A 15,881-nucleotide genomic window follows, 5' to 3' on the forward strand; every position below is an offset into this window, starting at 1 on the left:
AGCAAGTGAATTTTCCGACTCTCCTTAGGGAAATTTCCGACCAGATCGTGTCTGACTGCTTTGTCGTTATCTCTATCGGCCGTGTAGGACCAAAGATTAATCATGGGTGACCAAATGCCTGACTCATTGCAACTCGTTATCGGCGCCGATCCAGAAGGGCAGCCGACTGCCCAGGCCATGCGCCTGGCGAACCGCCACGGATTGATCGCGGGCGCGACCGGCACCGGCAAGACCGTCACTTTGCAACGAATGGCCGAAGCTTTCAGCGATGCCGGCGTGGCGGTGTTCGCCGCGGACATCAAGGGTGACCTGTGTGGTCTCGGCGCCGCCGGCAATCCCCAGGGCAAGATCGCCGAGCGGATTGCCGGGATGCCCTGGCTCAACCACAAGCCTCAGGCTTATCCGGTGACGTTGTGGGACATACACGGTCAGTCCGGTCATCCTTTACGCACAACCTTGAGTGAAATGGGGCCACTGCTGCTGGGCAGTCTGCTGGAGTTGACCGACAGCCAGCAGTCAGCGCTGTACGCCGCGTTCAAGGTGGCGGACCGCGAAGGCCTGTTGTTGCTTGATCTCAAGGACCTGAAGGCATTGCTCAATCACCTGCGGGACAACCCCCAGTTGCTGGGCGACGATGCGGCATTGATGACCACCGGCTCCAGCCAGGCATTGCTGCGACGTCTGGCGACCCTGGAGCAACAGGGCGCCGAAGCCTTGTTCGGCGAGCCGGCGCTGCAACTCGAAGACATCCTCCAGCCCACGGCGGACGGGCGCGGTCGCATTCATTTGCTGGATGCCAGCCGCCTGGTGCATGAAGCGCCGAAAGTCTACGCGACGTTCCTGCTGTGGCTGCTGGCAGAGCTGTTCGAACAGTTGCCGGAGCGTGGCGATGCCGACAAGCCGTTGCTGGCGCTGTTTTTCGACGAGGCCCACTTGTTGTTCAACGGTACGCCCCAGGCATTGCGTGATCGTCTGGAGCAAGTCGTGAGGCTGATTCGTTCGAAAGGCGTAGGGGTGTATTTCGTCACCCAGTCGCCGGGAGACCTGCCGGATGATGTGCTGGCGCAGTTGGGCTTGCGCATCCAGCACGGTCTGCGTGCCTTCACCGCCAAGGAACAGAAGTCCCTGCGCGCGGTGGCCGAGGGTTTCCGGCCGAACCCGGCGTTTGATGCGTTGTCGGTGCTGACCGAGCTCGGGATAGGGGAGGCGCTGGTCGGCACCCTGCAGGAAAAAGGCACGCCGGAAATGGTCCGGCGGGTTCTGGTCGCACCGCCGCAATCGCGGATCGGGCCTTTGACCGGTGCAGAACGCACAGCGTTGATTGCCGGTTCGCCGTTGCAGGGGCGTTATGACAAGCCGATTGACCGTGATTCGGCCTATGAGGTGCTGATGGGACGCAAGGGACTGGCACCTGAGCCCGAAGCGGAGCAGGGCAAACAGGAGCCGAGCTTCACCGAACAGGCCGGAGAGTTCCTTGGCACCGCGGCAGGGAAGGCACTGAAATCGGCGATGCAACAGGCGGCGAACCAGATTGGCCGACAGTTGGTGCGCGGGTTGATGGGGTCGTTGCTAGGCAGCAAAAAACGCCGCTAGCTTGAGCGAACACAATCAATGTGGGAGCGGTCTGCTATTCAACGGATATGCCGTCTGACACACCGCCATCGCGAGCAAGCTCGCTCCCACATTGGATTTGTATCAGGTTCTGGTTTTGGCGTGCGCCGCCAGTCGCTCCAGCGCTGCCCGCAAATTCGGGTCGCTGATCCCATCGGCCGTGGCCTGGATGGTCGCTGCCGCGTCGTTGGACAAGTCCATGGTATGCCCGGCCGCACCTTGCTGAACGGTCGGCGGTTGAACTTTGAACAGGATCCGGGTCAGATTGGCGAACTCATCGAACATCTGCAATTGCCGTTGCAGGCGCTTTTGCTGGTAGCGCAGGCGGGTTGCCCAATGACCGTCGGTGACAATCAGCAACAAACTGCCTTCGCGCCAGGAAGCCACGTGGCAATGCTCGCGAGCGGCGGGTTGCAATTGGCTTTCGAGCAAACGTTGCAGATGACCCAGGCGTTGAGCGTGGCCGAGAATGGCCTTCAGCGGCTTGGCTTCGCGTAGTAGAACGGCAGGTACTTTGGCCGTAAGTGGGCGAAATGCCATGATCAGACACCTGAAGTAACAGAGGCGCCATGGTAGCAGAAAGCACCGAGTGCACCCGCCCATTGCTTTTGTGGGTGCTTTACCCATTAAATCAACAACTAACTTCTGCCTTGAACGGCTTGAAGTTGAGCAAAACGCCCTTATTTTAAGTGAGCCCCGTCAAAGCGCTGTGCCAGCATCGTGGAATATCGCCACTTTCCTCTCCATCGTTTCCGGGTAGAATGCTCGTTCGCATGCGGCCATGAGGGCTGCACGGGCGACTCACGGGGCCGCCCTCCATCCCTTTAGTGTGGAAGATCCTGCCGATATGTTTGCGCCTTTGTTAAAGAAACTTTTTGGAAGCAAGAACGAGCGTGAAGTCAAACGCATGCTCAAGACGGTGCAACTCGTCAATGCCTTCGAAGAGCAAATGGTGGCCCTTTCGGACGATCAATTGCGTGCCAAGACAAGCGAGTTCAAGGCCCGTATCGCCAAAGGGGAGTCCCTCGACAAACTGCTGCCAGAAGCCTTTGCGGTCGCCCGCGAAGCCGGCAAGCGTGTCATGGGCATGCGCCACTTCGATGTCCAGCTGATCGGCGGCATGACCTTGCATGAAGGCATGATCGCGGAAATGCGTACCGGTGAAGGCAAGACCCTGGTGGCAACACTGGGCGTTTATCTCAACGCGCTGTCCGGCAACGGCGTGCACGTTGTGACGGTGAACGACTACCTGGCCCGCCGTGACGCCAACTGGATGCGCCCGCTGTATGAATTCCTCGGCCTGACGGTCGGCGTTGTCACGCCGTTCCAGCCGCCGGAAGAAAAGCGCGCTGCCTACGCCGCCGACATCACCTACGGCACCAACAACGAATTCGGTTTCGATTACCTGCGCGACAACATGGCGTTCAGCATGGAAGAAAAATTCCAGCGCGAACTCAATTTTGCCGTGATCGACGAAGTCGACTCCATCCTCATCGACGAAGCCCGTACCCCGCTGATCATCTCCGGTCAGGCCGAAGACAGCTCCAAGCTGTACATCGAGGTCAACAAGCTGATCCCGCAGCTCAAGCTGCACGTTGAAGAAGTCGAAGGCGAAGTGACCCAGGCCGGTCACTTCACCGTCGACGAGAAGACCCGTCAGGTCGAACTCAACGAAGCCGGTCACCAGTACGTCGAAGAAACGCTGACCCGCATCGGCCTGCTGGCTGAAGGCGAGAGCCTGTACTCGGCCCACAACCTGAGCCTGCTGACTCACGTTTACGCCGGCCTGCGCGCGCACAAGCTGTTCCATCGCAACGTCGAATACATCGTGCAGGACGGTCAGGTCGTACTGGTCGACGAGCACACCGGCCGTACCATGCCGGGCCGCCGCTTGTCCGAAGGCCTGCACCAGGCCATCGAAGCCAAGGAAAACCTGAACATCCAGGCCGAAAGCCAGACGCTGGCGTCGACCACTTTCCAGAACTACTTCCGTCTGTACAACAAACTGTCCGGCATGACCGGTACGGCCGACACCGAAGCGTTCGAGTTCCACCAGATCTATGGCCTGCAGGTCATGGTGATTCCACCGAACAAGCCGCTGGCCCGCAAGGACTACAACGACCTGGTGTTCCTGACTGCCGACGAGAAATACGCGGCAATCGTGGCCGACATCAAGGAAAGCATGGCCGCGGGCCGTCCGGTCCTGGTCGGTACCGCCACCATCGAAACCTCCGAGCACATGTCCAGCCTGCTCGTGAAGGAAGGCATCGAACACAAGGTCCTGAACGCCAAGTTCCACGAAAAGGAAGCCGAGATCATTGCCCAGGCCGGTCGTCCGGGCGCGCTGACCATCGCCACCAACATGGCAGGTCGTGGTACCGACATTCTGTTGGGTGGTAACTGGGAAGTGGAAGTGGCTTCCCTGGAAAACCCGACCCCTGAGCAGATTGCCCAGATCAAGGCCGACTGGCAGAAACGTCACCAGCAAGTGCTCGAATCGGGCGGTTTGCAGGTGATTGCCTCCGAGCGCCATGAATCGCGCCGTATCGACAACCAGCTGCGTGGTCGTGCCGGTCGTCAGGGCGACGCCGGTTCCAGCCGTTTCTACCTGTCGCTGGAAGACAGCCTGATGCGCATCTTCGCCTCTGACCGGGTGAAGAACTTCATGAAGGCCCTGGGCATGCAGCCTGGCGAAGCGATCGAGCACCGCATGGTGACCAACGCTATCGAAAAGGCCCAGCGCAAGGTTGAAGGCCGCAACTTCGACATTCGCAAGCAACTGCTCGAGTTCGACGACGTCAACAACGAACAGCGTAAAGTGATCTATCACATGCGTAACACGTTGCTGGCCGCCGACAACATCGGTGAGACCATCGCTGACTTCCGTCAGGACGTGCTCGAGGCCACCGTCAGCGCGCACATTCCTCCACAGTCGCTGCCTGAGCAGTGGGACGTGGCCGGTCTGGAAGCCGCATTGCAGAGCGATTTCGGTGTGGCGCTGCCGATCCAGCAGTGGCTCGACGAAGACGACCACCTGTACGAAGAAACCCTGCGCGAGAAACTGATGCAGGAACTGATCGCGGCGTACAACGAGAAAGAAGACCAGGCGGGCGCCGAAGCGCTGCGCACCTTCGAGAAGCAAATCGTTCTGCGCGTGCTGGACGACCTGTGGAAAGACCACCTGTCGACCATGGATCACCTGCGTCACGGTATCCACTTGCGTGGTTATGCCCAGAAGAACCCGAAGCAGGAATACAAGCGCGAGTCCTTCACCCTGTTCTCCGAATTGCTGGATTCGATCAAGCGCGATTCGATCCGTGTGCTGTCCCACGTTCAGGTTCGTCGCGAAGACCCGATCGAAGAGGAGCAGCGCCTGCGTCAGGAAGCCGAGGCATTGGCCGCTCGCATGCAGTTCCTGCATGAAGAGGCTCCAGGCCTGGAGCAACCGGAAGTGTTGGGCGAAGAGATTGACGTTGCTCTCGCTGCTGCACCGGTTCGCAACGAGCAGAAGCTGGGTCGCAACGAGTTGTGCTACTGCGGTTCGGGCAAGAAGTTCAAGCATTGCCACGGGCAGATTCAGTAAAACCCGTTTCAATCGCTGAAATACCCGCGCCGCGACCGGCTTCTGCCGTCGCGGCGTTTTACCATTCGAACCACCGTTCTGCTGAAACGGTGCTGACATCATTTATAAAGGAGCGCATTCATGGCTGTTGGTCTTGGTCCTTTGCCAACGTTGCACCCGGTTGCCGGTTTTGAACTCGGTATCGCCTCGGCTGGCATCAAGCGCCCGGGGCGCAAGGATGTTGTGGTCATGCGCTGTGTTGAGGGCTCCACGGTTGCCGGCGTGTTCACCTTGAACGCCTTTTGCGCCGCACCGGTGATCCTGGCCAAGCAACGCGTACAAGGCGCTGTGCGTTACCTGTTGACCAACACCGGCAATGCCAACGCTGGCACGGGCGAACCTGGCCTGGCCGCCGCCGAGCGCACTTGCGCGAAACTGGCCGAGTTGACCGGTGTCGATGCCAGCCAGGTGCTGCCGTATTCCACCGGTGTGATCGGCGAGCCGCTGCCGGTCGAGAAAATCGAAGGCGCGCTGCAAGCGGCCCTCGATGACCTGTCGATCCACAACTGGGAAGCTGCCGCCACCGGCATCATGACCACCGACACCCTGCCAAAGGGCGCCAGTCGTCAGTTCCAGCACGACGGTGTGACCATCACCGTTACCGGCATCAGCAAAGGCGCCGGCATGATTCGCCCGAACATGGCGACCATGCTCGGCTACATCGCCACCGACGCCAAAGTCTCCCGCGACGTGCTGCAAAACCTGATGCTCGATGGCGCCAACAAGTCGTTCAACCGCATCACCATCGACGGTGATACCTCGACCAACGACTGCTGCATGCTGATCGCCACCGGTCAGGCTGCGCTGCCGGAAATCACCCGCGCCGAAGGCGAACTGTTTGCCAAGCTCAAGCAAGCGGTGTTCGAAGTGTGCATGGACGTAGCCCAGGCCATCGTTCGCGACGGTGAAGGCGCGACCAAATTCGTCACCGTTGAAGTCAACGGCGGCGGCAATCACCAGGAGTGCCTGGACGTCGGTTACACCGTGGCCCACTCGCCGCTGATCAAGACCGCGCTCTTCGCTTCGGACCCGAACTGGGGCCGCATCCTGGCCGCCGTCGGCCGTGCCGGTGTACCGAACCTGGACGTGAGCAAGATCGACGTGTTCCTCGGCGACGTGTGCATCGCCAGCCGTGGCGCGCGCGCGGCGACCTACACCGAAGCCCAGGGCGCGGCGGTGATGCAGCAGGAAGAAATCACCATCCGTATCGAGTTGGGTCGTGGCGATTGCAGCGAAACCATCTGGACTACCGACCTGTCCCACGAATACGTGAAGATCAACGCGGAGTACCGTACGTAAGATCGAGTCGCCCCTATCGCGAGCAGGCTCGCTCCCACATTGGATTTGTGTACACCTCGAACCACTGTGGGAGCGAGCCTGCTCGCGATGGCGATCTGTCAGTCGCTAGCTAGACTGGCCTGTCTCCCTCATCCCAAAGGTCCCGAACATGAGCCTGCACCTGATCATCGGCGACAAACTGCATTCCTCCTGGTCCCTGCGCGGGGCTCTGGCCCTCGATCTGGCTGGCGCCTCCTACACCGAAGAACTGATCAAACTGAACCAGCCGGACACCCGCGAGTGTCTGCTCAAGCATTCTCCGACCGGCAAGGTCCCGCTGCTGAAAACCGAACACGGTACCATCGCCGACTCCCTGGCGATTGCTGAATACCTGGCAGAACAGTTTCCCGACGCGAACCTGTGGCCCAAAGACACCGCCGCCCGTGCCCAGGCGCGTTCGGCGTGCGCGCAGATGCACAGTGGCTTTTTCGCCATGCGCGGCAACATGCCGTTCGACCTGAGCCATGACGCAGCGCTGTCGCCGGTCCCGGCCGATGTCCAGGCGGACATCGAGCGCATGTCAGCGTTGTGGGCCGAGTGTCGTGTCGCTGCGACCGAGAGCGGTCCGTACTTGTTTGGCCGCATCACGTTGGCCGACGCGTTCTTTGCACCCATCGCCGTGCGCCTGCGCACCTATCGGGTGAAACTGTCCGCGGCTGATGAAGCCTATGTTGAAACCCTCTACCAATGGCCAGCGTTCAAGGCCTGGCAGAAGGCCGGACTGGAGGAAATCGAGCGGTGAAACGAGTTCATGTAGCCGCCGCCGTTATCCGTGATAACAACGGCAAGATCCTTATCGCCCGCCGTGCCGATACCCAGCACCAGGGTGGCCTGTGGGAGTTTCCCGGGGGCAAGGTCGAGGCCGACGAGTCGGTCGAAACCGCACTGGCCCGCGAACTCCATGAGGAACTGGGCATCGTGGTCGGCGCGGCGCGCCCGCTGATCAAGGTCCGGCACGATTACCCGGACAAGCAGGTGTTGCTGGATGTCTGGGAAGTCTCGGCGTTTAGCGGCGAGCCCCACGGTGCCGAGGGACAACCGCTGGCCTGGGTGACACCCCGCGACCTGTCGGATTATGAGTTCCCTGAAGCCAACCGGCCGATCGTCGCGGCCGCACGGTTACCCGAGCAGTACTTGATCACCCCGGAAGACCTGGAAACCCCCGCGTTGCTGCGTGGTATTCAGAAGGCCATTGCCGGCGGCGTCAAGCTGATCCAGTTGCGTGCACCGAACGGCTACGACCCGAAATACCGCGACCTGGCAGTGGATGCTGTGGGGTTGTGTGCCGGCAAGGCGCAATTGATGATCAAGGGGCCGTTCGAATGGCTGGGCGACTTCCCGTCCGCCGGTTGGCACATTACCGCGGCGCAACTGCGCAAATACGCAGCGGCTGGCCGACCGCTACCGGCATCGCGCTGGCTGGCGGCGTCTTGCCATAACGCTGAAGAGTTGGCGCTGGCCGAACAGATGGGGGTGGATTTCGTGACCCTGTCGCCGGTTCAACCGACCCTGACTCACCCTGGTGCCGAGCCGTTGGGTTGGGAGCAGGCATCGAGCCTGATCGAGGGCTTCAGCAAGCCGGTGTTCCTGCTTGGCGGGGTCGGTCCGGCTGAAGTCGAGAAAGCCTGGGCGACGGGTGCGCAGGGTGTGGCGGGGATTCGGGCGTTTTGGCCTGAGGCCTGATTCTGTGCTGTAGCTTCTGACGCCATCGCGAGCAAGCTCGCTCCCACAGGTTTTGTGAACGCCACAAGTCCACTGTGGGAGCGAGCTTGCTCGCGATGAGGGCCTGGCAGGCGCCGATTAAACCTCAGGCTTCGCCGCAGGCTGCCAAAGTATCTCCGCCACTCCCTGACGCTTGGCAATCAGCCGCGCCACCACAAACAACAAATCCGACAACCGATTGATGTACGCCAGGCCAACCCCGGCCAACGGTTCAATCGCGTTGAGCTGCTGACATCGCCGTTCTGCGCTGCGCGCCAGGCTGCGGCAGACATGGGCCTGGGCAATCAGCGTCGAGCCGCCGGGCAAGATGAAGTTTTCCAGCGGCCCCAGCTCTTCATTCCACAGATCAATCGCCGCTTCCAGTCGTTCGATTTCCGCTGCATTCAACGCCTGATACACCGGCATCGCCAGTTCGCCACCCAGATCAAATAACCGATGCTGGCAGGGGGCCAATACCTCGATCACTTCGTTCAGGTCCGGAAACTGACCCGTTTGCGCTGCCAACCCGGCCAGCAACACGCCCACCTGACTGTTCAGCGTATCGACTTCGCCAATGGCCTCGATCCGCGGGTGATCCTTGGGCACGCGACGACCATCGCCCAGCCCGGTCTCGCCTTTGTCGCCAGTGCGGGTGTAAATCTTCGACAAACGAAAGCCCATGGTTACCTCGATAGCAGATTGAGTTGTTGCGAGACAGGCGGCGTGCTCGCCAGGGGCAGGCGCAAGGTGAAGCAGGTGCCTTGGCCAAGCGTCGATTGCACTTCCATCTGCCCTTTGTGGTTATTGGTGACGATGAAGTACGACACCGACAGGCCAAGCCCGGTGCCCTGGCCGATTTCCTTGGTGGTGAAGAATGGTTCGAAGGTCCGTTTGCGCACGCTTTCGCTCATGCCGATGCCGTTGTCCTCGACCTGAATTTCCGCCCATGGCGGATTGAGCCTGGTGCGCAGAATGATCCGTCCAGGCTCGCTGTCATCTTCGCGCTGGTGGATGGCTTGCGCAGCGTTTTTCAACAGGTTGAGCAGCACTTGCTCCAGTTCGTTGGCGGTGCCGGGGACCGGTCCCAGCGCGGGATCGAACTGACGAATGATGGCCTGGCCCTTGAAGTCGAAGCCGATTGCCAGGTCGAAATCGTTACCGGCGATCTCCACTGCCTGGTCGATCAGGGCGGGCAGGTCGCAGGGGGCCATCTGGCGGGTGCTGCGACGACTGAAGCTGAGCATGTGGGTGACGATTTTCGCCGCCCGGGCACCTGCCTGCTGGATGCCGTCGAGCAACTGTGGCACCTCGCGAACTTGCAGGTACTGGTTGACCGTCGTCAGTTCGATGCCGGCCTGTTCAGCCACTTCGAGGTTCTTCGGCAAATCGGGTGACAGGCGTCGGCGAATGTTTTGCACGTTGTGCAGGATCGCGCCCAGCGGGTTGTTGATCTCATGGGCCATGCCGGCGGCCAGACCACCCACCGAAAGCATTTTCTCCGACTGCACCATCATCTCTTCCAGGGACAGGCGCTGGGTGATGTCATCGATCCGGATTACCACGCCACGCCCGGCACCGCCCATCAGCGGGTAGAAAGTCAGGGCGTAGTGGCGGGGCTCATCGTCCTTGAGCCAGGTGACACGTTCGATCTTGGCCACCGTATGCTGCTCGACCGTTTCCTTGAGTTGCGGCAAGAACGGCTTGAGCGGTTCGAAGGCGAGGAAGATAGGCTGGTTCAGGGCTTCATCGAGACGCGTGCCGGACAGGGCACTGGCCTCCTGGTTCCATTGCGTCACGTAGAGCTGTTCGTCGAGTGCGATCAGCGCCGACGGCATGGAGTCGATGATGCTGTTGAGGTAGTTCTGGAAACCGGTGAGCTTTTTCTCGATCTTGCTGCGCACCTGGACTTCGAGCTCCAGTTTGCGGTTGGTATGGCGGGTTTCCTCTGCCAGACCCTGGGCCTGGTCGTAGGCTGCCTGGGAGTCGTCCCTGGCCCGCTTGAGTTGCTGCTCCCTGGCCTCGATCCGCGAAAGCATGGTATTGAACGCCTCGGCGAGGCTGCCGATTTCATCGTGGTTTCCGCGCGAAGCACGCAGTGCATAGTTTTCTTCACGGGTTACCTGCCGGGACAATTCCTCGAGTTGGTGGATCGGCCGGGTAATCAAGCGCTTGATCTGGCGGGCAATGATCAGCCACAGCAGCACGCTGAAGATCAGAATCCCCAGGCTGGCCGTCAGGGTCCCGGTGTAGAACGCCACTGGCAGTTCGCTCGTGGCCACCAACAACAGGTGCCCTGGTGCCGCACCGGTGCGGGCCAGGGGGATGACCTGGTTGGTACGAAACTCGGTGGCCTGCCAGTCTTCGATATGCCGGAAACGCTTCGGCAGTTCTAGGTTGTCGCCATGCTGCAATTGCGCCAATCGCTCACCCTTTCCGTCATACAGGGCCGCCGCGCGCAACGGCGAATAGCTGTTGAGTTCATTGAGCAGGCGCTCGGCGCTTTGCGGTGACGCCAGCGCTTCGGAGGCCAGGCTCGGGTTGGATATCAGGCGGCCGATGGTCTGCAGAGCCTGGGGCGCCATGCTTTCCTGGGAGATGTAGTAGGCGGCACTGATAAAGGTCAGGTTGGCAACCAGCAGGACGGTGACCATCAGTACCAGCAGGGCGGCCAGCAGTTTCTGGCCGACGGGCAGGTTTTCAAGGCGCTGGCGCAATGGCATCGGATTCATCGCAGACAAGGAACAAGTGGCCAGCGTAGCCGCTGCTCAGTCGCTGGGCAATCCAAGGCTTTGCAGGCGAGCGATCAACCTTGTCTCAAGTTGATTGAGGTGAGGCAGGTTCAGTTGATGACGCCCGGCCACTTTGCAGGCGTAACCGAGCAGGTAGCTGATTTCCGTGCGGCGCTGGCTCGTGACGTCCTGATGCATCGAGGAGTAGTTGGCTGCGGTGGCGTGAATCACTCGTTCGACTTCCTGCTGCAGGTTTTCGGCGGCTGCCGGCTGACCACAACGCTCAAGCAACTCCGCCAGTTCGCCGCACAGGGTGGCGACCTCACATTGATGTTGCTGCAAACCGCCGTTGCGGCAATCGTGCAGCACCGTCAGCGGATTGATCGCACAGTTGAGGGCGAGTTTGCGCCACAGCCTGGTCAGAATCTCCGTGCTCCACTCGTGGGGAATGCCGGCAGCGCTCAGGTCATCAAGCCAGATCGGCGCCACCGGATGGCTCGCATCTCCCAGCCAGGTGAAGCCATGCCCGGCAAACACCACGCGCCAATCGCCATCGCGGAAGGCGCCTTCTGTGCTCGAGGCATAGATGCAGCGTGCCTGAGGAACCTGTGCGGCTACCGCGTCCTGACTGCCCAGGCCATTTTGCAGCAGGATCAGTTCGGCGCCTGGGGCCAGGCGTGGCGCCAATTGAGCCACCGCACTTTCGGTATCGTAGGCTTTGCACGCCACCAGCAGGCGGTGGATCGGTTGCGGGTTGTCGGCTGTCTCGGCGGGCACGGCATAGTGTTGCGCCTCGCCGTGTTCCACCAGTGTCAATCCACCGGCCGCCTCATAGGCCTGCAGTCTCGCGGTGTCCCGCAGGATCAGCCTGACCGGCATTCCAGCCCGTGCCAGACGTGTCGTCCATAATGTGCCGAGGCTGCCAGCGCCCAGTACATGCCAGGTGGTGGACATCAGCTTTTTGCTCTGTTTAAGGCGTGCATCGGCAGCTCGCAGTGAATGATGGGAAAGACCCGTTATAATCAGCGCGGATTTTAACCGCAAGCCAGGCGTGCTCCATCAGTGCGCCTTTAAATTTGGAGAGATTACATGCCGTCGTTCGACGTGGTATCCGAACTGGACAAACACGAAGTCACCAACGCGGTCGAGAACGCCGTCAAGGAACTCGATCGTCGTTATGACCTGAAAGGCAAAGGCAGCTTCGAGTTCAAGGAAAAAGACCTGACCGTCAACCTGACCGCCGAAGCGGATTTCCAGCTCGAAGCGATGATTGAGATCCTCAAGCTGGCGCTGGTCAAGCGCAAAATCGACGTGCAGTGCCTTGAAGTCAAGGACGCGTTCGCGTCGGGCAAGCTGATGAAGCAGGACGCCGTCCTCAAGGAAGGCATCGACAAGGAGCTGGCAAAGAAAATCGTCGCTCATGTCAAAGACGCCAAGCTCAAGGTCCAGGCGGCCATTCAGGGCGAGCAGGTTCGCATCACCGGCAAAAAGCGTGATGACCTGCAAGAAGCCATTGCAGTGCTGCGGGCCAAGGAATTCGGTATGCCGCTGCAGTTCAACAACTTCCGCGACTGATCTTGAAAGCGGGAACCTCCTGGCGTTTGCGACGTCGCAGACCCCAGCAACGGCAGAAACGATTGAGCCCGTCGCGGTTAGATCTTTCTGCCGCTTTTTTACGCATGCCGGGTAGCCGGAAAACAGGAGAATGTAGATGGACTTAAATGCCGAGGTAGACAATCTGGTCAAGGTATCCCAAAGCTGGATCCCGATGATCATGGAATACGGCAGCCGTGTACTGCTGGCGGTCATCACCCTGGCCATCGGCTGGTGGCTGATCAACAAGGTCACGAAAAAGCTCGGCGGCCTGATTGCATTACGTAATGCCGACCTGGCGCTGCAAGGCTTTATCAGCAGTCTGGCGAACATCATCCTCAAGATCCTGCTGGTCGTCAGCGTGGCCTCGATGATCGGTGTGGAAACCACTTCGTTTGTGGCGGCGATTGGTGCGGCAGGCCTGGCCATTGGCCTGGCCTTGCAGGGCAGCCTGGCGAACTTCGCCGGTGGCGTGCTGATTTTGCTGTTCCGTCCGTTTCGCATCGGCGACTGGATCGAGGCTCAGGGTATCGCCGGTACTGTCGACAGCATCCAGATTTTCCATACCGTACTGCGTACTGGTGACAACAAGACCATCATCGTGCCGAACGGCAATCTGTCGAATGGCATCATCACTAACACAAACCGTCAGCCGACTCGTAAAGTCGTATTTGATGTAGGCGTTGATTACGAAGCGGACCTTCAGAAAGCCCGTGAAGTTTTACTGGAATTGGCCAGGGACCCGCGAGTATTGACAGATCCGGAACCACAGGCAGTTGTTTCTACCCTGGGTGACAGTTCGATCACGCTTTCGCTTCGTGTCTGGGTAAAGACTGCCGATTACTGGGATGTGTTGTTCATGTTCAACGAACTATCCCGTGATCGCCTGAGAGAGGCCGGCATTGATATTCCATTTCCACAGCGGGTTATTCGTGTGGTTCAGGAGTCTGCGGTGCAGTGACAGGTCATTTGAACAATGTCTGACTCTTTGGTCAGGCATTTTCTGTAAGGGGCAGGTCGTTAAAGCAGTCAAGCGACAGCCAACAAAAAGGCCCATCCGAAGATGGGCCTTTTGTTTTGTTACCGCAAACTAACTGGATGCGATTACAAAACCGACAGCGGGTAGTCGACGATGAAACGGAACTCTTTCACGTCGCCTTCGCCTTGGTCGGCGTTAGCGAAGTGCCATGCCTGACGAATACGGAAGGACAGGTCTTTTGCCGGGCCAGTCTGAACAACGTACTTGGCTTCGAAGTTGGTTTCGTTGTGCTTGCCATCTGCACCGTACAGACCAGCGTAAGCGCTGTTGGCTGGAGTGTTGGTGCCGTCGATGTCCCAACCTTTAACGTAACGGGTCATGAAGCTCAGACCTGGAACGCCGTACTCGGCCATTTTCAGGTCGTAACGAACCTGGGCAGACTTCTCGTTCGGAGCGTTGAAGTCAGAGTACTGGATGGAGTTGGCGAGGAAGATCGAGTCACCGCCGCGGTTGTTCTTGCCAATACCGATGTAGTCGAACGGAGTGTCACCGTTGACCTTCTGGAAGCCCAGGGTAATGGTGTGTGCTTTCAGGAACGAGAAAGCAGCCGCCAGGGAGAACGTGGTGTTGCTGATATCGCCGACTTTGGCATCGCCAGTGTCTTTGGTGTTGTAGATGTTACCGTCCAGGTTCAGCGACTCGGAGTCGGTGAACGGGATGGTGTAGTTCAGGTTGGCGTAGTACTGGTTCCAGATGTCTTCCAGCTTGGCGCCGTACAGCGATGCGCTCAGGTTTTCGGTGAAACCGTACTTGCCGCCGAAGTAGTCGATCTTGTTGGCGGAAACGCCGGCGTAGTTTGCAAACAGGTCGCCGTCACGGGCGTTTTTGTCCTGGCTGCTACCCGAGTAGAAGTGACCGGCCTCGAGGTCAAGGTCTTTGATCTCGCTGCTCTGCAGTTGGATACCGCTGGCAGTTTGCGGCAGGATACGGGAGCCGCCCACAGCGAACACTGGGGAAGTGCTTGGCTGCATGTCGCCGACTTTCAGCTCGGTTTTGGAAACGCGGAATTTAACGGCGCCACCGGCTTTACCCTGGCTGTCGTTGACATCGCGAGAACCGTTGGCGTTAACGGTGTCGCTACGGCTCATGTTGCCGCTACCGCTAGTGCCGTCACCACCGTCCAGCTTGATTGCCAGGTAACCGTACGCATCAACGCCGACACCGATCAGGCCTTGGGTGTAACCGGAGCTGTAGTTAGCCCAGATGCCCTGGGTCCAGTCTTTCTGGTCACGGGCACCGTCTTTGTTATCACGGTTGAAGTAGTAGTTGCGAACCAGCAAGTTCAGCGTGCTGTCTTCAACAAAACCTTTGGCTTCAGCCTGGTCACTTACGAAAGGGGCGGCCGTAGCCAATTGGGTACTGGCTGCTGCTGCAACTGCCAGTGCGATCATGCTCCACTTCATCACGCGCATCGTGATTTGCTCCTTTGGTTTTAGAAGAGTACTGCCGTCCCACCTGTTTTATTATCTGGGCGGCTCTTTCTTTTTGTGTCGGCGCAAACTTATATCACGCCGACAATGTTGGCGATACTTGCGCATCTAACCTTTCGCCTTCTTTACGACCCTGTCGCAAACAGCGTGGTAGATGTCGCAAATTTCCAGCTCCGACGCAACCGGGCGGACAACTTTAATGCTGTTTTTTGCGCCTTGTCGTCGGTAAAAAGAGTCCTGGTGAAACGTTTGAATCTCCATCGGGCTACCTTGCCACTGTTTTTTTTGCCTGAGGGCCTCCGCTTCCAGCGGGTGCGACTCGGGCGATGTTGGGTATGAATGCAACAAGCGTGCACAAAATCGTGTTTTTTCACGATTATTTTATAATTGACTGCCAGGTGCTGTAAAAACCTCATAAAACCGGGGGGTTCAAGCGCTTTTAGTTTGGGCTTGACGCCTTGCCTGACATCATGTTTCGGCCTTCTGGTCGACAGTCTGGCAACCAAAAATGTTACCGGTTCACCCCACCACTGAGTAAATGGCGGATGTCGAAGCGTTCAGCGTAGACCCACTGTGCGGTTTTGGTGCAAAAAATTTTAGCCCTGTACTGAATTCATCTCTGTTGGCCGCTTGCCTGTAGCGAACTTTTCCTTGTTGATCAGTCATTTCGACGTTTGTTGCCTGTCGTTCGGTTCTGTAAAGGTGCGCGGCAGCGAAAATTGTCCCATTCGGGGGCGGCTGTCAGCTTTCCACTGGCGCTCGTGGCTTCGATGCAAGGTTCGCCGTGAAGCCTGCGCCGTTCGCAGGTATGCTGCCGT

12 protein-coding genes are annotated in these 15,881 nt (G+C 59.2%); 7 read left to right on the plus strand and 5 right to left on the minus strand.

The window, feature by feature from the left end; translation table 11 throughout:
• The first annotated feature begins 114 nt into the window (after positions 1-114).
• Entirely contained in the window at positions 115-1,593 is a 1,479-nt protein-coding gene (locus tag AC1RS8_RS13970) for a helicase HerA-like domain-containing protein (RefSeq protein ID WP_090457982.1), read from the plus strand.
• A 102-nt stretch (positions 1,594-1,695) separates the two neighbouring features.
• Here the strand turns inward: AC1RS8_RS13970 and AC1RS8_RS13975 are convergent, their stop codons facing one another.
• Positions 1,696-2,151, minus strand: coding sequence for a DUF721 domain-containing protein (locus AC1RS8_RS13975; protein WP_090457454.1), 456 nt, complete (start codon positions 2,149-2,151; stop codon positions 1,696-1,698).
• Positions 2,152-2,458: 307 nt separating this feature from the next.
• Between AC1RS8_RS13975 and secA the strand changes: the two genes are divergently transcribed.
• The 4 genes from secA to AC1RS8_RS13995 all read left to right on the plus strand — a co-directional run bounded on the left by secA (position 2,459) and on the right by AC1RS8_RS13995 (position 8,254).
• The gene (gene secA, locus AC1RS8_RS13980; protein ID WP_489339138.1) at positions 2,459-5,194 is read left to right on the plus strand and encodes a preprotein translocase subunit SecA; all 2,736 of its coding nucleotides are present in this window, start codon (positions 2,459-2,461) and stop codon (positions 5,192-5,194) included.
• A 120-nt stretch (positions 5,195-5,314) separates the two neighbouring features.
• Positions 5,315-6,532, plus strand: a complete 1,218-nt coding sequence (gene argJ, locus AC1RS8_RS13985; protein WP_090457453.1) for a bifunctional glutamate N-acetyltransferase/amino-acid acetyltransferase ArgJ — start codon at positions 5,315-5,317, stop codon at positions 6,530-6,532.
• A 148-nt stretch (positions 6,533-6,680) separates the two neighbouring features.
• The gene (locus AC1RS8_RS13990; protein ID WP_489339137.1) at positions 6,681-7,313 is read left to right on the plus strand and encodes a glutathione S-transferase family protein; all 633 of its coding nucleotides are present in this window, start codon (positions 6,681-6,683) and stop codon (positions 7,311-7,313) included.
• Complete coding sequence (locus tag AC1RS8_RS13995; RefSeq protein ID WP_489339136.1) at positions 7,310-8,254, plus strand: Nudix family hydrolase; 945 nt, start codon at positions 7,310-7,312, stop codon at positions 8,252-8,254. The genes AC1RS8_RS13990 and AC1RS8_RS13995 overlap by 4 nt, the downstream gene beginning before the upstream one ends.
• Positions 8,255-8,371: 117 nt before the next feature.
• On the opposite strand, the gene AC1RS8_RS14000 is transcribed toward AC1RS8_RS13995, so the two are convergent.
• Genes AC1RS8_RS14000 through AC1RS8_RS14010 form a run of 3 tightly spaced genes read right to left on the minus strand, consistent with a single transcriptional unit; the run spans position 8,372 to position 11,955 of the window.
• Entirely contained in the window at positions 8,372-8,953 is a 582-nt protein-coding gene (locus AC1RS8_RS14000) for a cob(I)yrinic acid a,c-diamide adenosyltransferase (protein ID WP_057713510.1), read from the minus strand.
• A 2-nt stretch (positions 8,954-8,955) separates the two neighbouring features.
• A complete protein-coding gene (locus AC1RS8_RS14005; RefSeq protein ID WP_218494504.1) occupies positions 8,956-10,992 on the minus strand; it encodes a sensor histidine kinase in 2,037 nt (678 codons plus the stop codon).
• A gap of 45 nt (positions 10,993-11,037) precedes the next feature.
• Positions 11,038-11,955, minus strand: coding sequence for a putative 2-dehydropantoate 2-reductase (locus AC1RS8_RS14010; RefSeq protein ID WP_489339135.1), 918 nt, complete (start codon positions 11,953-11,955; stop codon positions 11,038-11,040).
• A gap of 135 nt (positions 11,956-12,090) precedes the next feature.
• Here AC1RS8_RS14010 and AC1RS8_RS14015 point away from each other — a divergent pair, with 135 nt between their 5' ends.
• Both AC1RS8_RS14015 and AC1RS8_RS14020 read left to right on the plus strand, forming a co-directional pair.
• Positions 12,091-12,576 (plus strand): YajQ family cyclic di-GMP-binding protein, encoded by a 486-nt coding sequence (locus tag AC1RS8_RS14015; protein ID WP_007990750.1) that lies wholly within the window; start codon positions 12,091-12,093, stop codon positions 12,574-12,576.
• Positions 12,577-12,712: 136 nt separating this feature from the next.
• Positions 12,713-13,555, plus strand: coding sequence for a mechanosensitive ion channel family protein (locus AC1RS8_RS14020; RefSeq protein WP_057713512.1), 843 nt, complete (start codon positions 12,713-12,715; stop codon positions 13,553-13,555).
• A 143-nt stretch (positions 13,556-13,698) separates the two neighbouring features.
• Here the strand turns inward: AC1RS8_RS14020 and AC1RS8_RS14025 are convergent, their stop codons facing one another.
• Complete coding sequence (locus tag AC1RS8_RS14025; protein WP_489339134.1) at positions 13,699-15,045, minus strand: OprD family porin; 1,347 nt, start codon at positions 15,043-15,045, stop codon at positions 13,699-13,701.
• Positions 15,046-15,881: the final 836 nt, after the last annotated feature.

The sequence above is a fragment of the Pseudomonas sp. GW821-FHT12A04 genome, assembly GCF_058807755.1.

Coding starts and splice junctions, on each gene's coding strand:
- AC1RS8_RS13970 (WP_090457982.1), top strand. CDS start 115: ATGCCTGACTCATTGCAACTCGTTATCGGCGCCGATCCAGAAGGGCAG.
- AC1RS8_RS13975 (WP_090457454.1), bottom strand. CDS start 2,151: ATGGCATTTCGCCCACTTACGGCCAAAGTACCTGCCGTTCTACTACGC.
- secA (WP_489339138.1), top strand. CDS start 2,459: ATGTTTGCGCCTTTGTTAAAGAAACTTTTTGGAAGCAAGAACGAGCGT.
- argJ (WP_090457453.1), top strand. CDS start 5,315: ATGGCTGTTGGTCTTGGTCCTTTGCCAACGTTGCACCCGGTTGCCGGT.
- AC1RS8_RS13990 (WP_489339137.1), top strand. CDS start 6,681: ATGAGCCTGCACCTGATCATCGGCGACAAACTGCATTCCTCCTGGTCC.
- AC1RS8_RS14000 (WP_057713510.1), bottom strand. CDS start 8,953: ATGGGCTTTCGTTTGTCGAAGATTTACACCCGCACTGGCGACAAAGGC.
- AC1RS8_RS14005 (WP_218494504.1), bottom strand. CDS start 10,992: ATGCCATTGCGCCAGCGCCTTGAAAACCTGCCCGTCGGCCAGAAACTG.
- AC1RS8_RS14010 (WP_489339135.1), bottom strand. CDS start 11,955: ATGTCCACCACCTGGCATGTACTGGGCGCTGGCAGCCTCGGCACATTA.
- AC1RS8_RS14015 (WP_007990750.1), top strand. CDS start 12,091: ATGCCGTCGTTCGACGTGGTATCCGAACTGGACAAACACGAAGTCACC.
- AC1RS8_RS14020 (WP_057713512.1), top strand. CDS start 12,713: ATGGACTTAAATGCCGAGGTAGACAATCTGGTCAAGGTATCCCAAAGC.
- AC1RS8_RS14025 (WP_489339134.1), bottom strand. CDS start 15,045: ATGCGCGTGATGAAGTGGAGCATGATCGCACTGGCAGTTGCAGCAGCA.